This is a genomic window from Streptomyces sp. NPDC012637 (assembly GCF_042954805.1).
Classification (GTDB): Bacteria; Actinomycetota; Actinomycetes; order Streptomycetales; family Streptomycetaceae; genus Streptomyces.
This window is the reverse complement of sequence record NZ_JBIBDS010000001.1, coordinates 1,609,486-1,632,741: the sequence shown is the minus strand read 5'-3', so window position 1 is coordinate 1,632,741 and position 23,256 is coordinate 1,609,486. Positions and strand designations below refer to the sequence as shown.

General features: G+C 74.2%; 1 protein-coding gene and 1 pseudogene. Both read right to left on the bottom strand.

Annotation, left to right across the window (positions count from 1 at the left end; all coding sequences use genetic code 11):
- Positions 1 to 143 precede the first annotated feature (143 nt).
- A pseudogene (locus ACFY8W_RS07295) lies at positions 144 to 13,439 on the bottom strand (amino acid adenylation domain-containing protein); the annotation flags it as partial.
- 157 nt (positions 13,440 to 13,596) lie between these two features.
- On the bottom strand, positions 13,597 to 23,103 hold the full coding sequence (locus tag ACFY8W_RS07290) for an SDR family NAD(P)-dependent oxidoreductase (RefSeq protein WP_391101285.1): 9,507 nt from the start codon (positions 23,101 to 23,103) through the stop codon (positions 13,597 to 13,599).
- Positions 23,104 to 23,256 lie beyond the last annotated feature (153 nt).

Genomic DNA, 23,256 nt, shown 5'->3' with positions numbered 1-23,256 from the left:
ACCGCATGTCCTCACTTCGTGGACCTGGATCCCCCGACCCGCAGGACCGGTCCGGGGTGGCCGGGCCGCGTACGGGACGGGCCCGGCCGGTGTTCGGTTCGGTTGACGTCGGATCGGCCCGCCCTCGGCCGGCCGACCCCGCGTCAGCGGGCGTCGAGCGCCCGGCGCAGTTCACCGGCGAGCACGCGCAGCCGCTCGCCGCGCATCACCGTGTAGTGGTCGCCCGGAACGTCGACCAGGGTGGCGTCACCGGAGAAGTACTCCATCCAGCGGCCCGCGGTCTCGACCGTCGCACCGCCGTCCGCCGCCCGCAGCGACAGCACCCGGCCGGCGAAGCCGCTGGGAGCGTGCCGCAGAAGGGCCCGGTAGTTGTTCCGGAACCGGTCCACGATCGCGCTCAGCGTGTCGAGGTCGATGTCCTCGGACAGCGCGCCCGCGGCACGGGCCTCGGAGTGCAGCACCCGCACCGGCGGACGTCCGTCGAACGCCTCCGGCGCCAGCTCCCACTCCACTCCGGCGAGACCCGCCAGGTCCCGGGCGAACCACGACAGCAGCACCTCGTCGGAGACGGGCTCGCCCTTGGCCGGGCCGGGCTCCACCATCAGGTCGACCACGGCCAGCAGATCCACCTCGGCACCGGCCGCGGTGAGCTGGGCCGCCATCTCCAGGGCGATCACGCCGCCCATCGACCAGCCGCCGAGCCGGTACGGGCCCTCCGGCAGTGCCTCGCGGACCGCGGCGACGTAGTGCGCGGCCATGTCCTCGACGCTGAGCAGCTCCGTGTCGGGGAGCTGCAGCGCGTAGAACGGCTGCTCGTCACCGAGGAGTTCGGCGAGCTCCGCGTAGCAGAGCACGTCGCCGCCGACCGGGTGGACGAACACCAGCGGAATCCGCGAGCCGGTGGTGCGCACCGGCACCAGCGCCCTGCGGCCCTCATCGCCGCCCGCCTCCCGGACCGCCTGGGCGAGCAGTTCGATCGTCGGCCGGGAGAAGAGGCTGGACAGCGGCAGGCTGCGGCCCAGACCGCGGGCGATCCTGGCCATCAGGCGCACCGCGAGCAGCGAGTCACCGCCGAGCTCGAAGAAGCTCGCGGTCACCCCGATCTCGGTCACGCCGAAGAACTCCGCCCAGATCTCCGCCAGCCGGCGCTCCACCTCGTCGCGCGGGGCGACGAAGCCGGAGCCCTCGGCCGCGACCTCGTCGGGCGCGGGCAGCGCCGCCCGGTTGACCTTCCCGTTGTCGCTGAGCGGCAACTCGTCCAGGACGAGGATGCGCTGCGGCACCAGATGCTGCGGCACCACCTGGCGCAGCGCCCCGGAGATCTGCTGCTCGGTGTCCTCGCGGCCCTCGTCCAGGACCACGTAGGCGATCAGGCGCTTCGGTCCGTGCTGCTCGCCCGCCGCGACGACCGCCGCGGCACGCACGCCCTCGCACTGGGTGAGGGCGGCCTCGACCTCGCCCAGCTCGATCCGGTAGCCGCCGATCTTGACCTGGGAGTCCTGCCGGCCGAGGAACTCGATGGTGCCGTCCGGCAGATAGCGCCCGAGGTCACCGGTGCGGTAGAGCCGCTCGCCGGTCACGGGGTGGTGCATGAAGGCGGCGCTGGTCTTGGCCTCGTCGTTCAGATAGCCGCGGGCCAGACCGACACCGGCGATGTAGAGGTCGCCCGGCACCCACACGGGGCAGTCCCGCATCGCGCCGTCGAGCACGTGGAAGCGCTGGTTACGCATCGGGCTGCCGTAGGGGATGCTCACCCAGTCGTCCCGGACCTCGCCGATCGGGTGCAGGATCGACCAGATCGACGCCTCGGTGGCGCCGCCGAGGCTCCACAGCTCGGCGTCCGGGAGCAGCAGCCGGATCCGGCCCGGCAGGGTCACCGGGATCCAGTCCCCGCTCATCATGACCAGCCGCACCGGCAGCCCGGTGAGCCCGTTCGCGAGGGCGTGCTCGGTGAACATCTCCATGAGCGCGGGCACGCTGTTCCAGATCGTCACCCCGTGCTCGGTGACGAGCTCCGCCCAGCGGGCGGGCTCGCGGTGCGCCGCCGGCTCGGGCAGCACCAGGGCGCCGCCCACCGACAGCAGTCCGAACACGTCGTAGACCGACAGGTCGAAGTTCATCGCCGACAGTCCGAGGGCCCGGTCCGCCGCGGTGACGCCGTAGCGCTCGTTGAGGTCGACGATCGTGTTCAGTGCCGCGCCGTGCTCGATCATCACGCCCTTGGGCAGTCCGGTCGAACCCGACGTGAAGATCACGTAGGCGAGGTCGGCCGGCTTGGCGCCGGACGGCCCGAACGGACGCTCGTCACCCTTGTCCTCGGCCCGCACCACGATCCTGGCCACGTCCTGCGGCCAGTCCGCCGACCCGTCCACCCACGGCTGGGTGACGACACGGCCGATCCCGGCGCTGTCGAGCAGCACGTGCAGCCGCTCGGCCGGCACCTTCGCGTCGATCGGGACGTACGCCGCCCCGGCCCGCAGGATGCCGAGGGCCGCCACGACCTGCTCCCAGCCCTTGTCCATGACGATCGCCACCAGGTCGCCGGGGCCGGCTCCCAGGTCGCGCAGCCGGTGCGCCACCTCGTTGGACCTGCGGTCGAGGTCCGCGTACGTCAGGCTCAGCGCCTGCGTGAGGACCGCGGGCGCGTCCGGCGTGGCCGCGGCCTGCGCGAGCACCGCGTCGTGCAGCAGCCCGTCGGGCACCGGACCGTCCGTCGCGTTGGCAGCCGCCCGTACCTCCATGTCGGCCGCCGGCGTGAGCACGGGCCTCGGCCGCTGCCAGGCACCCGCGTCACGGCAGAGCTCCCGCAGCAGACCCTGGTACGCGGCGAACATGGCGTCGACGCAGCCCTCCGGGAACAGCTCCTCGATCACGTCCCAGTTCAGGACGAGTTCACCGGCCTCCTCGACCGCCTGGTGGTCGAGCCACACCTGCGGGGTGCGGACCGAGCTGCTCACCTGACGGCCGTTCTCGCCGATGCCGCCCAGGTACTGGACGACCCCGCGCTGCTCCGTGTCCTGCTGGCCCGCGAAGTTCACCAGGCTCGTGAAGACGACCGGCGCGGCCGCCCGCATCGAGGCGCCACGGGCCCGGTTCAGCTCCCTGAGCACCTGCACGCCGCTGACCTGGCTGTGCTCCATGTCGCTCCACAGCTGGCTCTGCACGTCCGCGGCGCGGGCGGCGAACGCGTCGCCCGCCCGGTCGCGGATCTCCAGCATCAGCGTCGTGGAGAAGTTGCCGATGACGTCACCGACCTGCGGGTGCAGCGGCTGCCGGTTGAAGTACAGCAGGTTCAGCGAGAAGTGGGGCGTGGCGCTCCACTCCGCGATCACCTGCGAGTACGCGGTGCACAGGGCCGCCGAGGGGCTGATGCCCGCGGCCGCCGCGTGCTCCTTGAACCGCTGCCAGTCCTCCTTCGCCAGCGTCGCGCCGCGGTGCGTGAACACCGGCTGCTCCAGGCTCGACGGGCTCACGGCCAGCGGCAGCTGGGGCGCGCCCGGCAGGGTGTCGAAGCGGTCACGCCAGTACGCGAGCGCCCGGTCGTACTCGGGGCCGGACTCCAGCGCGCGGGCCTGCCGCACGTAGTCCCGGTAGCGCAGCGTCAGTTCGGGCAGCGTCTCGCCGCGGTAGTGCGCGGCCCACTCCTTGAACAGGATCGACGTGCTGAAACCGTCGATGATCAGGGCGTCGAAGCCGGCGTGCAGCCGGATTGCGCGGTCGTCGATCCGGGTCACCCGCACGTCGAACAGCGGCCAGCGGGCGGTGTCGAAGACCTGGTGGCGCATCTCCTCGTGGACGGCGGCCAGCGCGGCCTCGCGCCCGGCCTCGTCCAGGCCGGAGACGTCGGTCTCACGGATCACGTAGGCGGGGACCTCACGCTGCACGCGCTGCTCGCCCTCGGCGGTGAAGACGGCCCGCAGCTGGTCGTGACGCTCGATCATCGCCCGGAAGGACGCGCCGAGCCGCTCGAGGTCCACGTTCTCCAGGTCGATCTCGATCTGGAAGTACGTGGAGGTGTTGCCGAGTTCGAAGGCGTCGCCGCGGCCCACGAGGTAGGCCTGCTGGAGGTCGGTCAGGGCGAAGGGTTCGTAGCGGTCGGCGTCGTCGGCCTCGGCCTCGGACTCCGCCTCCGCTGCGGCTCCGGTCTCGTTCCCGCCCTCGCCCTCGGCTCCGGCGCCGAGGGCGGTGAGGACGTCCTCGGCGATGTCGTCGGTGCAACGGCCGTCGAGGAACGCCTTCATCGGCAGCTGGACCTCGAACTCACGGTTCAGCGTCGTCCGGATCTTCATCGCGATCAGCGAGTCCAGACCGAGCGCCTGCAGCGACTGCCGGGCGTCGAGCCGGGCCGCCGGGATGCCGAGCGCCTGCGCGACGGTCCGGGCCACCAGGTCCCGCACGGCCTCGGGCGCCGCGGCGCGCGACGCGGTCGCCGTCGTCGCGGGAGCCGTCTCGGGCGCGTCGGCCGGGACCGCCGGGGCGGTGACCTGGCGACGCGGCTCGGGCAGCACCGTGCGTACGGGCTCGGCGGCGGGCGCCGGCCCGGCCGCGGGCTCGGTCGCGGGGCGGGCCAGGGCGGGGGCGAAGCGCACGCCGTCCGCCTCCGCGGCCAGCCGGCCGTTCGCGCCGACGAGCCGGATGCGCGCCCGAGTGCCGCCGTCGAACAGTTCGGCGTGACATCGCAGCCCGTCCCGCAGACCGCCGCGGTCGTAGTGGACGAAGCGCTCGACGCCGACCGGCACGAGGGCCGGGCCGTCCATGGGGAAGCAGGCCAGCGCGGTCTGGAACATCGCGTCGACCAGGCCCGGGTGGATCAGGTAGGGCTCCGCCTCGCCCGGCAGGGCGGGGCGGATCTCGGCCGTGGCCTCGCCCCGGCCGAGCCTGATCCGCTCCACCCAGCGGGCGGCGGAACCGAGGTACATCGCGCGCTGCCACAGCAGCCGGTACAGCTCGTCGCCGGTCAGCTCGCGGCCCGACCCGACCGGCGCCAGCGTCACCGTGGCCGCGGCGGACGCACCCGGCTGGACCCGGCCCTGCGCGTGCAGCTGCCAGGCACCGGACCGGTCCTGCGCGTAGTGACGGAACCGGCCGTCGTCGACGACGAGCTGGGCGGCCCGCTCGCCGGCGGGTGCCGGACCCTCGGCACCGACCGGTTCGAGCACCAGGTCGACGGGCAGTTCCAGGTCCTCGACGGACACCGGACCCGGCCCGGCGATCTCGGTGACCGCCTCGATCACCGACGCCAGGAACACACCGGCGCTGACCACCGGCCGACCGCCGACCACGAAGTCACCGAGGCACGGGTGCGCCGTCGGGTCGAGTCGCGGGGCGAACTGCGCCTGCGCGAGCGGCGACGACGGCAGCCGTACGCCCAACAGGCCTCCAGCCTCTGCCGGTTGCGGAGCCGACGGCGAATCGGCGCGCGCGGCGCTGTGCCGGCCGGCGGGCCCGGCTTCGACAGCCGCTTCGAGCCAGTAGCGGCGGCGCTGGAAGGGGTAGGAGGGCAGCTCGACGGTGCCGGCGCGGTAGGGCTTGAGGAGCGTGGGCCAGTCGACGGTGACGCCGTGGGTCCAGGCCTGGGCGGCGGATTCGGTGAAGCGGTGGAGGCCGCCGGTGTTGCGGTGGAGGGTGCCGACGGCGGCGCCGGTCCCGCCCCCGGCCTCCAACGTCTCGGTGATGCCGTTGATGAGGACGGGGTGGGCGCTGACTTCGATGAAGACGACGTCGGGTGCGGCGAGTTGTTCGATGACCTCGGCGAGCCTCACGCGGCTGCGGAGGTTGCGGAACCAGTACGTGCCGTCCAGCTCGCGGGTGTCGATCGGGCCGCCGGTGACGGTGGAGTGGAAGGCGATGCGGCCCGACTGCGGGCTGACCCCTTCCAGTTCGTGGGCGAGGGTGTCGCGGATCTCGTCGACGTGCGCCGAGTGGGAGGCGTAGTCGACGGGGATGCGGCGGGCCCAGACGTCGGTGGCCTCGCAGTGGGCGAGGAGGGCGTCGAGGGCGTCGGGCTTGCCGGCGACGACGGTGGAGGAGGGGCCGTTGACGGCGGCGATGGAGATCTGGCCGGACGTGGTGGTGATGAGTTCTTCGGCCTGGGTTTCGGGGATGCCGAGCCAGGCCATGCCTCCGCCGCCGGACAGGACGCGCAGGGCTTTGGAGCGCAGGGCGACGACGCGGGCGCCGTCTTCGAGGGAGAGGCCGCCGGCGACGACGGCTGCGGCGATCTCGCCCTGGGAGTGGCCGACGACGGCCATGGGGTTGACGCCGTTGGCGCGCCAGAGGGCGGCGAGGCCGATCATCATGGCCCAGGAGGCGGGCTGGACGACGTCCACCCGGTCGAGACCCGGCGCGTCCTCCTGACCGCGGAGGACGGCGGTGAGCGACCAGTCCACGAACGGTTCGAGGGCCGTCTCGCACTCGGCGATGACGCGGGCGAACTCGGGGGAGGAGTCGAGGAGTTCGGATCCCATGCTCACCCACTGCGAGCCCTGCCCCGGGAACACGAACACGACGGAGGCACCCGACGCACGACCCGGCTTCGCACCGGACACGGCCGCGGCCACCGGGTCGACCTCGCGGGAGGCGAGGGCGTCCAGGCCCGCGAGCAGCCCGTCACGTCCTTCCGTACCGGGGATCACGGCGCGGGTCTCGAAGGACGAGCGCCCGGTGGCCAGGGAGTGCGCCACGTCGGCCGGGCTCAGCTCGGGCCGCGCCCGGACGAACGCGGCCAGCTCGCCCGCCGCCTGAGCGAGGGCGTCGGCCGTACGGCCCGAGACGATCCACGGCAGGGCCGCGCCGTCGAGCGGGGCCTCCGCCGCGTCCTCGGCCGAGTCCGCGTCGTCGGGGGCTTCGGCGAGGATGACGTGGGCGTTGGTGCCGCTGATGCCGAAGGAGGAGACGCCTGCGCGGCGGACCCTGTCGTCCTTGGCGGGCCACGGACGCGGCTCCGTGAGGAGTTCCACGCCGCCCGACTCCCAGTCGATCAGCTCGCTGGGCTTGGTGACGTTGAGGGTGGCGGGCAGTTCGCCCTTCTGAAGGGCCATGACCATCTTGATGACGGCGCCGACGCCGGCGGCGGCCTGGGCGTGGCCCAGGTTGGACTTGAGCGAGCCGAGCCGCAGCGGCTCGCCGCCGTCGCGCCGGCTGCCGTAGGTGGCGAGGAGGGCCTGGGCCTCGATCGGGTCGCCGAGCACCGTGCCCGTACCGTGCGCCTCGACGGCGTCGACGGCCGAGAAGGTCAGACCGGCGTCCTGGACGGCGGCGCGGATGACGCGCTCCTGGGCGGGACCGCTGGGCGCGGTGAGCCCGTTGGACGCACCGTCCTGGTTCACGGCCGAGCCCGCGACGACGGCCAGGACCCGGTGGCCCAGGCGCCGGGCGTCCGACAGCCGCTCCACGACCAGGACACCCACGCCCTCGGCCCAGGCGGTGCCGTCGGCGTCCGCCGAGAACGACTTGCAACGGCCGTCCTCGGCGAGCCCGCGCTGACGCGAGAACTCGACGAAGGTGTGGGGAGTGGACATCACGGCGGCGCCGCCGGCCAGGGCCAGCGAGCACTCGCCGGAGCGCAGCGCGCGGACCGCGAGGTGCAGGGAGACGAGCGACGACGAGCACGCCGTGTCCACGGTCAGGGCCGGGCCCTGGAGGCCGAGCGTGTAGGCCACGCGGCCCGACGCGACGCTGCCGGCGGTGCCGGTCAGGAAGTGGCCCTCGGCCTCCTCCGGCAGCCGGCCGCCGCCTCCGTAGTCGTGGTACATCACACCGGTGAAGACGCCGGTGTCGCTGCCGTGGAGCGATCCGGGCGCGATGCCGGCCCGCTCCAGGGCCTCCCACGACACCTCGAGCAGCAGTCGCTGCTGCGGGTCCATCGCCAGCGCCTCGCGCGGCGAGATCCCGAAGAACGCGGGGTCGAACTCGGCGGCCTCGTGGAGGAAGCCACCGTGCCGCACGTAGGACGTGCCGGGGTGGTCCGGGTCGGGGTGGTAGAGGCCGTCGAGGTCCCAGCCGCGGTCGGCCGGGAAACCGGAGATCACGTCGCGCTGCTCGGCGACGACCTTCCACAGCGCCTCGGGCGAGTCCACCCCGCCCGGGAAGCGGCAGCCCATGCCGACGATCACGACCGGGTCGTCCTCGTCCGTGCGCGGCGCGACCGCGACGGCGGCGGGCTGCGGGGCGGCGGTCTCGGCGCGTTCCAGCGCCAGCGCGAGCGTGAAGTCGACGACGGCGGCCGTCGTCGGGTGGTCGAAGACGAGGGTGGCCGGAAGCCGCAGACCGGTGGCGGAGTTGAGGCGGTTGCGCAGCTGCACCGCGAGCAGCGAGTCCACGCCGAGGTTCTTGAACGGCTGGTCCTGGTCGATCCCGTCCGCCGAGTCGCGCCCGATGACGGCGGCGAGCTGGGTGCGCACCAGGTCGAGCAGCAGGCGGCGGCCCTCCTCCTCGGACATCCGGCCGAGCCTGCGACGCAGACCGGACTCGCCGGCCCGGCGCTGCGGGACCCGCACCAGCGAGCGCAGCACCGGCGACATGGTGCCGGCGAGCGCGTCGGAGCGCAGCCCGGCCGGGTCGAGACGGGCCGGCACGAGCAGCGCCTGGTCGTCGGCGAGCGCCCGGTCGAGGAGTTCGAGGCCCTCGTCGGTGGAGAGCGGGGCGATGCCCCGGGTCGAGATCGTGTCGTCGTCCAGGTGGCCGGTGAGGCCCGTGCGTTCGGCCCACAGGCCCCAGGCGAGCGAGGTCGCCGGACGGCCGGCGGCCCGGCGGCGGGCGGCGAGCGCGTCGAGGAAGACGTTGCCGGCGGCGTAGTTGGCCTGGCCCGGGTTGCCGAGCACGCCCGCCACCGAGGAGAACAGGACGAAGGCGGCGAGGTCCTGGTCCGCGGTCAGCTCGTCGAGGTGCGCGGCGGCGTCCACCTTGGGCCGCAGCACGGCGGCGAGCCGTTCCCCGGTGAGGGAGCCGATCACGCCGTCGTCCAGCAGACCCGCGGTGTGCACGACGGCGGTGAGCCGTACCCCCGACAGGAGCTGCGCGAGGGCCTCCCGGTCGGCGGTGTCGCAGGCGGCCAGCGTGACCTCGGCACCCAACCCGGTGAGTTCGGCGGAGAGTTCTCCGGCGCCCGGTGCGTCGGCGCCGCGGCGGCTGACCAGCATCAGGTGGCGGGCGCCGTGCCGGGTGACCAGGTGGCGGGCGACCGACGCGCCGAGCACACCGGTGCCGCCGGTGATCAGGACGGTGCCTTCGGGGTCGAGCCGGACGGCGTCGAGACCGGCGACGTCGGTGTGCCGGACCAGTCGCGGGGCGAGGGTCGCGCCCGCCCGGAGGGCGAGCTGGGGCTCGGTGAGCACGGCCCCGGGGACGGTGTCCGCCCGGTGCTCCGCGTCGGAGTCCAGCAGGGCGAAACGGTCGGGATGTTCGGACTGCGCGGTCCTGATCAGACCCCATACGGTGGCCTGGGCGGGGTTCGTGACCTCGGGGCCCGCGGCGCCCTCGGTCAGCACCAGGAGGCGGGAGCCGGTGAAGCGGGGGTCGCCCAGCCACTGCTGGACCAGGTCGAGCGCCCAGCCCGCCGCCCGGTGCGCGGCACCGGCGAGGCCGGCGCCCGTGTGGGTGGGGTGCTGCGACGCGTCCGTACATCGCTCGTCGACCGGACATCGGACGGCGACCACCTGCGGCACCGGGTCCGGCACCTCGGACAGGTCCGCGACCAGGCACACGTCGAGGCCGCCCGGGCCGGCCGGGACCGGCTGCCAGTCCAGCCGGAACAGCGAGTCGGCGCCACCGGAGGCGTCCGGAGCGGCGGTGAACGGCCGCATCGTGACGGACTCCGCGGACAGCACGGGCTTGCCCGAGCTGTCGGTGACGCGCAGGGTCACGCCGTCCTCGCCCCGGGCGCCGAGCCACACCCGCAGCGCGTCCGCGCCGTCGGCGTGACGGGTGACGCCGGACCAGGAGAAGGGCAGGACGGTACGGCTGTCCTCGCGGAGCAGGCCGACCGCGTGCAGGGCCGCGTCGAGCACCGCCGGGTGCAGCCCGAAGGAGGCGGCGTCGAGTTCGGCGGGCAGGCTGACCTCGGCGAACACGTCGCGACCGGAGCGCCAGGCGGCGCGCAGGCCCTGGAAGGCGGGGCCGTAGTCGTAGCCCGCCTCCGCGAGCGCGTCGTAACGGGTCTCGACGTCGATCTCCTGGGCGCCCGGGGGCGGCCACTCGACGAGGTCGAAGTCCGCCGCGTCGTCGTCGATGTCGAGCACCGCGGCGGCGTGCCGCGTCCACGGGTCACCCGGGTCGGCGTCCTGCGACCGGGAGTGCACGGCCAGCTCCCGCTGCCCGTTGGCGGCGGGCGGCTCGACGGTCACACGAAGCTGTACGGCTTCGCCGGCCGGAAGCACCAGCGGTGCCTGGAGGGTGAGTTCGGCGAGCCGTCGCCAGCCCGTCCGGGCGCCCACCGCCATCGTGAGCTCGAGGAACGCGGTGCCCGGCAGCAGCACGGTGCCGTGCACGGCGTGATCGGCGAGCCACGGCTGCGTGTCCAGGGCGAGCCGCCCCGTGTACACCAGCCGGTCCTCCTCGACGAGCTCGACCACCGCGCCGAGCAGCGGGTGCCCGGCCGAGGCCAGGCCGAGCCCGCGCGCGTCGGTCGAGGCGGGTTCGGTCTCGAGCCAGTAGCGGCGGCGTTGGAAGGGGTAGGAGGGCAGCTCGACGGTGCCGGCGCGGTAGGGCTTGAGGAGCGTGGGCCAGTCGACGGTGACGCCGTGGGTCCAGGCCTGGGCGGCGGATTCGGTGAAGCGGTGGAGGCCGCCGGTGTTGCGGTGGAGGGTGCCGACGGCGGCGCCGGTCCCGCCCCCGGCCTCCAACGTCTCGGTGATGCCGTTGATGAGGACGGGGTGGGCGCTGACTTCGATGAAGACGACGTCGGGTGCGGCGAGTTGTTCGATGACCTCGGCGAGCCTCACGCGGCTGCGGAGGTTGCGGAACCAGTACGTGCCGTCCAGCTCGCGGGTGTCGATCGGGCCGCCGGTGACGGTGGAGTGGAAGGCGATGCGGCCCGACTGCGGGCTGACCCCTTCCAGTTCGTGGGCGAGGGTGTCGCGGATCTCGTCGACGTGCGCCGAGTGGGAGGCGTAGTCGACGGGGATGCGGCGGGCCCAGACGTCGGTGGCCTCGCAGTGGGCGAGGAGGGCGTCGAGGGCGTCGGGCTTGCCGGCGACGACGGTGGAGGAGGGGCCGTTGACGGCGGCGATGGAGATCTGGCCGGACCAGGTGGTGAGGAGTTCTTCGGCCTGGGTTTCGGGGATGCCGAGCCAGGCCATGCCTCCGCCGCCGGACAGGACGCGCAGGGCTTTGGAGCGCAGGGCGACGACGCGGGCGCCGTCTTCGAGGGAGAGGCCGCCGGCGACGACGGCTGCGGCGATCTCGCCCTGGGAGTGGCCGACGACGGCCATGGGGTTGACGCCGTTGGCGCGCCAGAGGGCGGCGAGGCCGATCATCATGGCCCAGGAGGCGGGCTGGACGACGTCCACCCGGTCGAGACCCGGCGCGTCCTCCTGACCGCGGAGGACGGCGGTGAGCGACCAGTCCACGAACGGTTCGAGGGCCGTCTCGCACTCGGCGATGACGCGGGCGAACTCGGGGGAGGAGTCGAGGAGTTCGGATCCCATGCTCACCCACTGCGAGCCCTGCCCCGGGAACACGAACACGACGGAGGCACCCGACGCACGACCCGGCTTCGCACCGGACACGGCCGCGGCCACCGGGTCGACCTCGCGGGAGGCGAGGGCGTCCAGGCCCGCGAGCAGCCCGTCACGTCCTTCCGTACCGGGGATCACGGCGCGGGTCTCGAAGGACGAGCGCCCGGTGGCCAGGGAGTGCGCCACGTCGGCCGGGCTCAGCTCGGGCCGCGCCCGGACGAACGCGGCCAGCTCGCCCGCCGCCTGAGCGAGGGCGTCGGCCGTACGGCCCGAGACGATCCACGGCAGGGCCGCGCCGTCGAGCGGGGCCTCCGCCGCGTCCTCGGCCGAGTCCGCGTCGTCGGGGGCTTCGGCGAGGATGACGTGGGCGTTGGTGCCGCTGATGCCGAAGGAGGAGACGCCTGCGCGGCGGACCCTGTCGTCCTTGGCGGGCCACGGACGCGGCTCCGTGAGGAGTTCCACGCCGCCCGACTCCCAGTCGATCAGCTCGCTGGGCTTGGTGACGTTGAGGGTGGCGGGCAGTTCGCCCTTCTGAAGGGCCATGACCATCTTGATGACGGCGCCGACGCCGGCGGCGGCCTGGGCGTGGCCCAGGTTGGACTTGAGCGAGCCGAGCCGCAGCGGCTCGCCGCCGTCGCGCCGGCTGCCGTAGGTGGCGAGGAGGGCCTGGGCCTCGATCGGGTCGCCGAGCACCGTGCCCGTACCGTGCGCCTCGACGGCGTCGACACCGGCGAAGGAGATCCCGGCGTCCTCCACGGCCGCACGGATCACCCGCTCCTGCGCGGGGCCGCTCGGCGCCGTCAGGCCGTTGGACGCGCCGTCCTGGTTCACGGCCGAGCCGGCGACGACGGCCAGGACCTGGTGGCCGCGGCGCCGGGCGTCCGACAGGCGCTCGACGACGAGCACGCCGACGCCTTCGGCCCACGCCGTTCCGTCCGCGTCGGCCGAGAACGACTTGCAGCGGCCGTCGGCCGCGAGTCCGCGCTGCTGCGAGAACTCGACGAAGATGCCCGGCGTCGACATGACGGTCACGCCGCCGGCCAGGGCCAGCGAGCACTCGCCGGAGCGCAGCGCGCGGACCGCGAGGTGCAGTGCGACGAGGGACGACGAGCACGCGGTGTCCACGGTCAGGGCCGGGCCCTGGAGGCCGAGCGTGTAGGCCACGCGGCCCGACGCGACGCTCGAGGTCGTACCGGTGAGCGCGAAGCCGGTGGCACTGGTGCCCGACTCGCCGAGGCGCGGACCGTACTCCTGGGCGATCGCGCCGAGGAACACGCCCGTCGACGACCCGTGGAGGGAACCGGGCGTGATGCCGGCCCGCTCGAGGGCCTCCCACGAGACTTCGAGCAGCAGTCGCTGCTGCGGGTCCATCGCCAGCGCCTCGCGCGGCGAGATGCCGAAGAACTCGGGGTCGAACTCGGCGGCGCCCGTCACGAAACCGCCGTCGCGCACGTAGGACGTGCCGGGGTGCTCCGGGTCGGGGTGGTAGAGGCCGTCCAGGTCCCAGCCGCGGTCGGCCGGCAGCCCGGAGATCACGTCGCGCCGCTCGGCGACGACCTTCCACAGCGCCTCGGGCGAGTCCACCCCGCCCGGGAAGCGGCAGCCCATGCCGACGATCACGATCGGGTCGTCGGCGTGGGGGTCGGGGTCGGACGTGGAGTCGGCGTGGGCTGCCGCTCCCGCCTCCAGTTCACGGACCCGCTGACGGGACTGGTGGAGGTCGACGGTGAGGCGCTTGAGGTAGGCGACGAGTTTCTCGTTGTCCGAAGTTGTCATGGTCTTGATGCCCCCGTAGGCGTTGTGGAGCCGTGCGTGCGCGCGGGCGGGGCACGTCGCGCGGATGTCCGCGCGACGTGCCCGTTCGAGCCGCGCGCGGCGAACAGGACGAGCAGAGTGAGAGGTCCGCCGGAGCGGACCGGGATCAGAGTTCGGAGTCGATGAACGCGAGGAGCTCGTCGACCGAGGCCGACTCGACCCGCGCGGTCAGTTCGTCGTCGGACCGGACCCGCTGGGCCGGCACCAGGGTGAGGGCGGCCAGCGCGTGGAGGCGCTGGACGATCTCGTCCCTGACGTCGTCCTGGGTGTCGTCGGGCAGGCTGCCGAGTGCCGCTTCCAGCCGGTCGAGTTCGACCAGTCCGGGTGCGGTGCCGAGGCCCGCCGTCGTCTCGGCCGTCGGGACGGCGGGGTCGGCGGACTCCGCCTCGTCCGGGGCCAGTTCCTCGTGCAGGTGGGCCATGACCGCGAGCGGCGTCGGATAGTTGAAGAGGAAGGTGGCGGGCAGCCGCAGACCGGCACTGGTCTGCAGCCTGTTGCGCAGCTCCACGAGCGTGAGCGAGTCGCAGCCCATGTCCTTGAAGGGCCGGTCGGCGGGTACGCCGGCCGCGTCGGACCGGCCGAGCACGGCGGCGGTCTGCACCCGGACGAGGTCGAGGAGCAGGTCCTGCCGCTCGGCCGGGTTCAGCACGGCGAGCCGGTCGCGCAGGGTCGCCGTCGCCGGAGCGGCGGCGGTGGCCTGCGCTTCCTGGGCCGGTCGCGGTGCGGCCGGGGCCAGATCACGGAGCACGGCGGGCAGTTGCGCTCCGAGCGCGCCGAGGGCGGCACGGTCGAAGGGCGCGGGCACGAGCGCGGCGGCGTCCGTGCGCATGGCCGCGTCGAGCAGGGCCAGGCCCTCCGCCCGGTCGATGGGCGCGAGACCGGTCCTGGCGATCCGTCCACGGTCGGCCTCGGACAGCGAGCCCGCCATTCCGGCGGCTCCCGGCCGTCCCGCGGTGTCCGCCCACATGCCCCAGGCCAGGGACAGGGCGGGCAGGCGCCGGGCCTTCCGGTGCTGCGCCAGCGCGTCCAGGTAGGCGTTGGCAGCGGCGTAGTTGCCCTGTCCGGCACCGCCGATGACGCCCATGACGGAGGAGAAGAGGACGAAGGCCGCCAGGTCCTGGTCCACGGTCAGTTCGTGCAGGTTGCGGGCCGCGGTGGCCTTGGCCGCGAGCACCGTGTCGAGCCGCTCGGGAGTGAGCGCGGTGATCACGCCGTCGTCGAGCACTCCCGCGGCGTGGACGACGGCGGTGAGCCGTACGTCCGACAGGAGCCGGGCGAGCGCGTCGCGGTCGCCGGTGTCGCAGGCGGCGAGGGTGACCTCGGCGCCCGACCCGGTGAGCTCGGCGGCGAGTTCGGCCGCGCCCGGCGCGTCGGGACCACGACGGCTGACGAGCAGCAGCCGGCGGGCACCGTGCTCGGTGACCAGGTGCCGCGCGACCAGACCGCCGAGGGCGCCGGTGGCGCCGGTGATCAGGACCGTACCGTCCGGGTCGATGGCCGCGGGCAGGGTGAGGACGACCTTGCCGATGTGCCGTGCCTGGCTGACGTGGCGGAACGCCTCCGGCGCCCGGCGGACGTCCCAGGTGCTGACCGGCAGCGGGGTGAGCGCGCCCGACGACAGCAACCCGAGGACGGCCGTGAGCAGTTCGGCGATCCGTTCGGTCGGCTCCTGGAGCAGGTCGAAGAAGCGGTAGGCCACCCCGGCGTGATCGGCCGCGACCACGTCCGGGTCGCGCAGGTCGGTCTTGCCCATCTCCACGAAGCGGCCGCCGTGCGGCAGCAGCCTCAGGGAGGCGTCCACGAACTCACCGGCGAGGGAGTTCAGTACGACGTCCATGCCGCGGCCCTCGGTGGCCGCGCCGAACGCGGTCTCGAAGTCCAGGGTGCGGGACGACGCCAGATGCGCCTCGTCCAGACCCATGGCCCGCAGGGCGTCCCACTTGCCGGGGCCGGCCGTGCCGTAGACCTCCGCGCCCAGGTGCCGGGCCAGCTGGACGGCGGCCATGCCGACACCGCCGGCGGCGGCGTGGATCAGGACGCGCTCGCCCGCCGCGAGTCCGGCGAGGTCGACCAGGGCGTGGTAGGCGGTCAGGAACACGATGGGCGCGGACGCCGCCTGGGCGTACGTCCAGTCGGCGGGCATGACGGCGACCCGTCGGTGGTCGGCGACGGCCACCGGGCCGAACGCCCCGGAGAGCAGGCCCATGACCCGGTCGCCGACGGCCAATCCGGTGACGCCGGGACCGACCTCGGTGACCACGCCGGCCCCTTCGAGGCCGAGGAGACCGGGGTCGCCGGGGTAGAGGCCGAGGGTGTTCAGGACGTCGCGGAAGTTGACGCCGGCGGCGCGTACGGCGATGCGCACCTCGCCGTCGCCGAGCGGTGCCTCGGACTCCGGGCAGGGTTCGAGCGCCAGGTGGTCCAGGGTGCCGCGGTCGCGCACCGAGAGCCGCCAGGCGGCCACTCCGGCCGGCGGAACCAGCGCGCCGTCGGCCGTCGCCCGGCCGATCCGGGGCGCCAGCAAAGCCCCGTCCCGTACGGCGAGTTGCGTCTCGGCGCCGATCACGGGCAGTGCCGTGAGGCAGTCCGCCGCCGACTCCGCGTCGAGCAGTGCGACCCTGCCCGGGTTCTCGGTCTGCGCGGAGCGCGCCAGGCCCCAGACGGCCGCGGCCTCGGGCTCCACGTCGGCGTCCGGTGCCGTCGCCACGGCCGCCCGGGTGACGAGAACGAGCCGTGAGTCGGCGAACCGGTCGTCGGCCAGCCAGGCCTGGAGCAGGGCGAGCGCGCGGTGCACGGCGGACCGGGTGCCGCCGTCCGGACCGTCCGCGGGGTCGGCCCGGTCACCCAGGTCGGTCACCGGTGCGAAGACCACGGCGGGGGCCGCAAGCCCCGCGTCGAGGGCCTGCCCCAGGGCGGTGAGGTCGGCGTACCGCGGGCCGACGCCCAGGTCGGCGGCGCCGAGCGCGGCGGCCGACGGAGCCGGCTCCGCGCCGGCCGTCCGGTCCGCGCCGACCGGCTTCCAGTCCAGACGGTGGAGCGACCGCGGCACGGTCACCTCGTCGCTGACCGGGCGCAGCACCAGTTCCTCGACTTCGGCGACCACCGCGTGCGACTCGTCGAGCAGCGTCAGCGACACCGCGTCCGGTCCGGTGGAGGCGATCAGGACACGGGCGGCGCGGGCGCCGGGCTGATGGACGGTCACGCCGCGCCACGAGAAGGGCAGCAGACGGCGGTCGCCGTCGTCCAGCGCGGTGATGACGATCGGGTGCAGGGCCGCGTCGAGCAGCGCGGGGTGCAGTCCGTACGAGGCGGCGTCGGTGACGGACGACGGCAGGGCGACCTCGGCGATCAGGTCCGACCCGTGCCGCCACGCGGCGCGCAGGCCCTGGAAGACCGGGCCGTAGGCGTAGCCCGCGGCGGCGAGGCCGTCGTAGCAGCCCTCGACGGCCAGCGGCTCGGCCTCGGCGACGGGCAGCCCCGCGGCGGTCGCGGGCGTTCCGTCGTGCGGGGCGAGCGCGCCGGTGGCGTGCAGCGTCCACGGCTCGGTGGCGCCGTCCGCCGTCTCGACGCGGGCGTGCACGGTCAGCGTGCGCTGCCCGTCCTCGCCGGGCGCGGCCACGACGACCTGTACCTCGGTGCGGCCGTCCTCGGGGATCACCAGGGGCGCGATCAGGGTGAGTTCGGCGACCCGCGGCGTACCGGTCCGCGAGCCCGCGCGGGCGGCGAGTTCCAGGAACGCGGTGCCGGGCAGCAGGACCGAGCCGAGCACGGCGTGGTCGGCGAGCCAGGGGTGCGTACGGCGGCCGAGCCGCGCGGTCAGCACGGTCTTTCCGGACTCGGCGAGCTCGACGGCGGGGCCGAGCATCGGGTGGCCGGCCGGGCCCTCGGTGCCCTGCGCGGTCAGCCAGTAGCGCTCCCGCTGGAAGGCGTACGTGGGCAGGACGGGCGTCCGGCCCGGGCCGAACACGGCCTGCCAGTCCGCGCTCCGGCCGCGCACGTGCAGCGCGCCGAGCGCGGCGGCCAGGGTGCGGCCCTCGGGCCTGTTGCGGCGCAGCACCGGCACGAAGGCCAGCGCGTCGTCGTCCAGGCAGTCCTGGCCCAGCGCCGACAGCACGCCGTCCGGGCCGAGTTCGAGGAAGGTCCGCATCCCGAGCTCGTGGAGGGCGGCCAGGCCGTCGGACATCCGGACTTCCTGGCGCACCTGCCGGATCCAGTAGTCGGCGGTGACCTCGATCGGCCGCCCGGTGACGGTGGAGACCATGGGGATGCGCGGCTCCGCGTAGCGGACTCCCGCGGTGACGGCGGCGAACGCGTCGAGCATCCCGTCCATGCGGTGCGAGTGGAAGGCGTGGCTGACGACCAGGCGGCGCGTCTTGCGGCCGGCCTCGGCGAAGACGGCGGCGACCCGTTCCACGGCCTCGACGTCGCCGGAGACGACGACGGCCGTCGGGCCGTTGACGGCGGCGATGCTCACCTCGTGCTCGCGGCCCTCGATCAGCGGCCGGACCTCGTCCTGCGAGGCCTGCACCGCCGTCATCGCACCGCCGGCCGGCAGGGCCTGCATGAGCCGGCCGCGCGCGGTGACCAGGGTGCAGGCGTCGGACAGGGTGAGGATCCCGGCGACGTGCGCGGCGGCGAACTCGCCGATGGAGTGGCCGAGTACGGCGTCCGGCGCCAGGCCCCGGTGCTCCAGGAGCCGGAACAGCGCGACCTGCAGCGCGAAGAGCGCGCACTGGGTGTTCTCGGTCCGGTCGAGCGCCTCCGCGTCGTGGAACATCACGTCGAGGATCGGCGGCGTACCGGGTACGGAGCCGCGGCAGGCGTCGAGTTCGGCGCACACCGCGTCGAGGGCGGCGGCGAAGACCGGCTCGGACGCGTACAACTCGCTGCCCATGCCGAGGCGCTGGCTGCCCTGTCCGGTGAACAGGTAGGCGAGCCCGTCGTCGGGGCGGGCCGTGCCGAGGGCCAGGGCGGAGTGCGGCTCGCCGCGGCCGAGTGCGGTCAGCGCCGCGACGGCCTCGGCGCGGTCCTCGGCGGTGATCGCCGCGCGGTGGTCCAGGGCGGTACGGGTGGTGGCCAGGGCGCGGCCGAGGTCACGGGCCGGCACGTCGCCGAGCTCGTCGAGGGCCTCGACGAGTGCCGTGGCCTGGGCGCGCAGCGCCGGCTCGGTGCGGCCGGACAGCACCCACAGCGGGGTCGCGCCGTCGAGCGGTGCTTCTGCCGTGTCCTCGGGCGAGTCCGTGTCGTCGGGGGCTTCGGCGAGGATGACGTGGGCGTTGGTGCCGCTGATGCCGAAGGAGGAGACGCCTGCGCGGCGGATCCTGTCGTCCTTGGCGGGCCACGGACGCCGCTCCGTGAGGAGTTCCACGCCGCCCGACTCCCAGTCGATCAGCTCGCTGGGCTTGGTGACGTTGAGCGTGGCGGGCAGTTCGCCGTTGCGCAGCGCCATGACCATCTTGATGACGGCGCCGACGCCGGCGGCGGCCTGGGCGTGGCCCAGGTTGGACTTGAGGGAGCCGAGCCGCAGCGGTTCGCCGCCGTCGCGCCGGCTGCCGTAGGTGGCGAGGAGGGCCTGTGCCTCGATCGGGTCGCCGAGCACCGTGCCCGTACCGTGCGCCTCGACGGCGTCGACGGCCGAGAAGGTCAGACCGGCGTCTTCGACGGCGGCGCGGATGACGCGCTCCTGGGCGGGGCCGCTGGGCGCGGTGAGCCCGTTGGACGCGCCGTCCTGGTTCACGGCCGAGCCGGCGACGACGGCCAGGACTTGGTGGCCGCGGCGCCGGGCGTCCGACAGGCGCTCGACGACGAGCACGCCGACGCCTTCGGCCCACGCCGTTCCGTCCGCGTCGGCCGAGAACGACTTGCAGCGGCCGTCAGTCGCCAGTCCGCGCTGACGCGAGAACTCGACGAAGATGCCCGGCGTCGACATGACGGTCACGCCGCCGGCCAGGGCCAGCGAGCACTCGCCGGAGCGCAGCGCGCGGACCGCGAGGTGCAGCGCGACGAGGGACGACGAGCACGCCGTGTCCACGGTCAGGGCCGGGCCCTGGAGGCCGAGCGTGTAGGCCACGCGGCCCGACGCGACGCTCGACGTGGTACCCGTCAGGCCGAACCCGGCGGCACCCGCACCCGCCTCGCCCAGCCGCGGCCCGTACTCCTGCGCCATGACACCGGCGAACACACCGGTCTGCGTGCCGCGCAGGGAGTCCGGGGCGATGCCGGCCCGCTCCAGGGCCTCCCACGACACCTCGAGGAAGGCGCGCTGCTGCGGGTCCATCGCCAGCGCCTCGCGCGGCGAGATCCCGAACAGCTCGGCGTCGAACTCCGCGGCGCCTTCGAGGAATCCGCCGTTGCGCACGTACGTGGTGCCCACGTGGGCGGGATCCGGGTGGTACAGGCCGTCGAGGTCCCAGCCGCGGTCGGCCGGGAAGCCGGAGATCACGTCACGCTGCTGCGCGACGACCTGCCACAGCGCCTCGGGCGAGTCCACCCCGCCCGGGAAGCGGCAGCCGATGCCGACGATCACGATCGGGTCGTCCTGGTCGGGACCGGCCTCGGGCGCCGCCTCGTCGCTCCGCGCGTCGGCGAGAAGCGAGGCCAGCCGGGCGGGGCTGGGGTGGTCGTACACGACCGTGGTGGGGAGCCTGCGCCCGGTGGCGGTGACGAGCCGGTTGCGCAGCTCGACCACGGTCGCCGAGTCGATGCCCAGCTCCTTGAACGTCCGCCGCGGCTCGATCTCGGCGGCGGACTCGTAGCCGAGGACGGCGGCGGTGTGCGCCCGCACGAGTTCCAGGGCGGCCGGTCCGGTCAGCGGGCCGTGCGCCCCGGCCTCGTCGGCGTACGCGTCGTCCGCGCCGTCCGTTGCGTCCACGGTCAGGTCCGGCAGCGCCGTGGCGCGCGCCGTCGGGGCCGTTGCGCCGCCGGGCTTTCCGGTGATCCAGTGGCGGCGCCGCTGGAAGGCGTACGTCGGGAGGTCGGCGTGCGTGGTGCCGGCGGGCAGGACGGCGGACCAGTCCACCTCCGCGCCGTGGCAGAACGCCTCGCCGAACGCGAGCAGCAGCCGCTGCGGACCGCCCTCCTCGCGGCGCAGGGTGCCGAGCGCCGTCACCGGCAGGTCCGCGGCCTCCGCGGTCTGCTGGACGGCGAGCGCGAGCACCGGGTGCGGGCTCATCTCGATGAACAGCTCGTGGCCCGCTTCGAGCAGGGCCCGTACGGCGGGCTCGAACCCCACGGGTTCCCGCAGGTTGCGGTACCAGTAGTCGACGTCGAGCTCGGAGCCGTCCAGTGCGGTGCCGGTCACCGTGGAGTGCAGGGGCACGCTTACGGCGCGCGGCGCGATCCCGGCGAGCGCGGCCGGGAGGGTGTCGCGCACGGCGTCGACGTGCGGGCTGTGCGAGGCGTAGGCGACCGGGACGCGCCGGGTGCGGACGTCCTCGCCGTACTGCGCGGCGAACGCGTCCAGGGCGTCCCCGTCACCGGCCACCACGGTCATGCCGGGGGAGTTGACGGCGGCGACGCTCAGCTGCGGGTACGCGGCGAGGTCGGCGCGCACCCGGTCGGCGGGCAGCGACACGGTGAGCATGCCGCCGCCGCGTCCGGCCAGTTCGCCGAGGGCGGCGCTCCGCACGGCGACGAGCCGGGCCGCGTCGTCCAGGGTGAGGGCGCCGCTGACGGTGGCGGCGGCGATCTCGCCCTGGGAGTGGCCGACGACCGCGGCGGGTTCGACGCCCGCCGCCCGCCACAGCGCGGCGAGCCCGACCATGACGGCCCACAGGGCGGGCTGCACGACGTCGTCGCGGTCGAGGGCGGGCGCGCCCGGGCGGCCGCGCAGCACGTCGGTGAGCGACCAGTCGCGGTACGGGCGGAGCGCGCGCTCGCAGTCCTCGATGACCTTCGCGAAGACGGGGGCGCTGTCGAGGAGTCCGGCGGCCATGCCGGCCCACTGGGAGCCCTGGCCGGGGAAGACGAACACCGCTTCGCGGGTGTTCCGGTGGCTGCTGCCCTGGACGGCGGACTGGGTGACCTTGGCGTCGGCGACGGCGTCGAGGGCGGCCAGCAGCTCGCTCCGGTCGGAGCCGACCAGTACGGCCCGGTGGCCGAAGGCGGTGCGGTCGTGGGCGAGGGCCCGGGCGACCTCGGCGGCGCCGAGGTCCTCGTGGGCGGCGAGGTGCTCGCGCAGTCGCCCCGCCTGGGCGCGCAGGGCCTTCTCGCCGCGTCCGGACAGCACCCAGGCGACGGATTCACCGGTTGCCGATTCCTCGCGCGATTCCTGATCGTTTCCGGCGGTAACCGGAGTTCCGGCCCACTCGCCGAGTACCAGATGGCAGTTGGTTCCGCCCATTCCGACCGACGTCACACCCGCCACAAGCGGACCGTCGGAATCGAGCCATGGCCTGTTCTCGGTGATGGCGGTGATCCGTAGATCCTCAAAGGGAATCTGCGGATTAGGAGCGCGGTAATTCAGGGTCGGGACGAGTTCCCGCTCTTTGAGGCAGAGAATGGTCTTGACGAGTCCCGCTATACCGGAGGCGCCTTCGAGGTGACCGATGTTCGTCTTGACGGAACCGAGGCGGAGTGGATTGTCCGGAGTGCGGGACGAGGCGAAAACGGCGCCCAGAGCAGAGGCTTCGATGGGATCACCGACCCGGGTGCCCGACCCGTGGATTTCGACGTACTGAGCTTGTTCCAGTGGAATTCGCGCGTCTTCCCACGCGTCTCGGATGACGCGTTCCTGCGCTTTCCCGCTGGGTGTGGGGAGGGTGTCGCTCGCGCCGTCGCTGCCGACGGCGCCGCCGTGCAGGAGACAGAGGACGCGGTCCCCGTCGGCGACGGCCTGGCGGAGCAGCTTCAGCGCCACCACCCCGCCGCCCTCGCCGCGTACGTACCCGTTGGCACGGGAGTCGAGAGCGTGACATCGCCCGTCGGGCGAGAGGCTGCCGAAGGCTTCCAGGGCGTGGGTGCTCTCGGGGGCGAGGTTCAGGTTGACCCCGCCGGCCAGTGCCACGACGGACTCGCCACGGCGCAGGCTCTCGCAGGCCAGATGCACCGCGACCAGCGCCGATGACTGCGCGGTGTCGACCACCATGCTGGGGCCCCGCAGGTCGAGGGCGTAGGAGACCCGGTTGGCGATGATGCCGCGGTGCAGGCCGGTGACCGTGTGCGCGGAGGTGGCGTCGGGTCCGGCCGCGTGGGTCAGGGCCGCGTAGTCGTCGGCGATCGCGCCGACGAAGACGCCGGTGCTGGTGCCGGCGAGCGCGGCCGGCACGATGCGGGCGTCTTCGAGCGCCTCCCAGGCCAGTTCGAGGACGAGCCGCTGCTGCGGGTCCATCGCGGCGGCTTCCCGCGGCGATATGCCGAAGAACTCGGCGTCGAAGGCGTCGACACGCGGGAGAAAGCCGCCGGGGCGCGGCGAGCCGTCCGGTAAAGTGGCGAGATGCGCACGATCCGCGGGCGGTTCCGCTATGGCGTCGCGGCCGTTCTTGAGGAGGTCCCAGAATTCGGCGGGGTTGGCCCCGCCGGGAAAGCGACAGGAGAGTCCGACGACGGCAACGGTCCGGTCGTCGATACCATCAGGTGTTGGTGCTGCCGCCGGTATTCGGGCATGGCGGATCATGGTGTTCTTGCTCCCCCCGTGAAGCACGTTGAACGGCGCGGCCGACTCGGCGGTCCAGCCAGATTCAATTCGGACCCTAGCACCGAGTCGGCGCTCCGTAAACCAATGGCCACGGCATGGAGTCGGCCTGCGGAAATAGGCATTCCGGACAGC

Excerpts from the sequence above, each read along its gene's own strand:
- ACFY8W_RS07290 (WP_391101285.1), bottom strand. The coding sequence starts at position 23,103 with ATGATCCGCCATGCCCGAATACCGGCGGCAGCACCAACACCTGATGGT.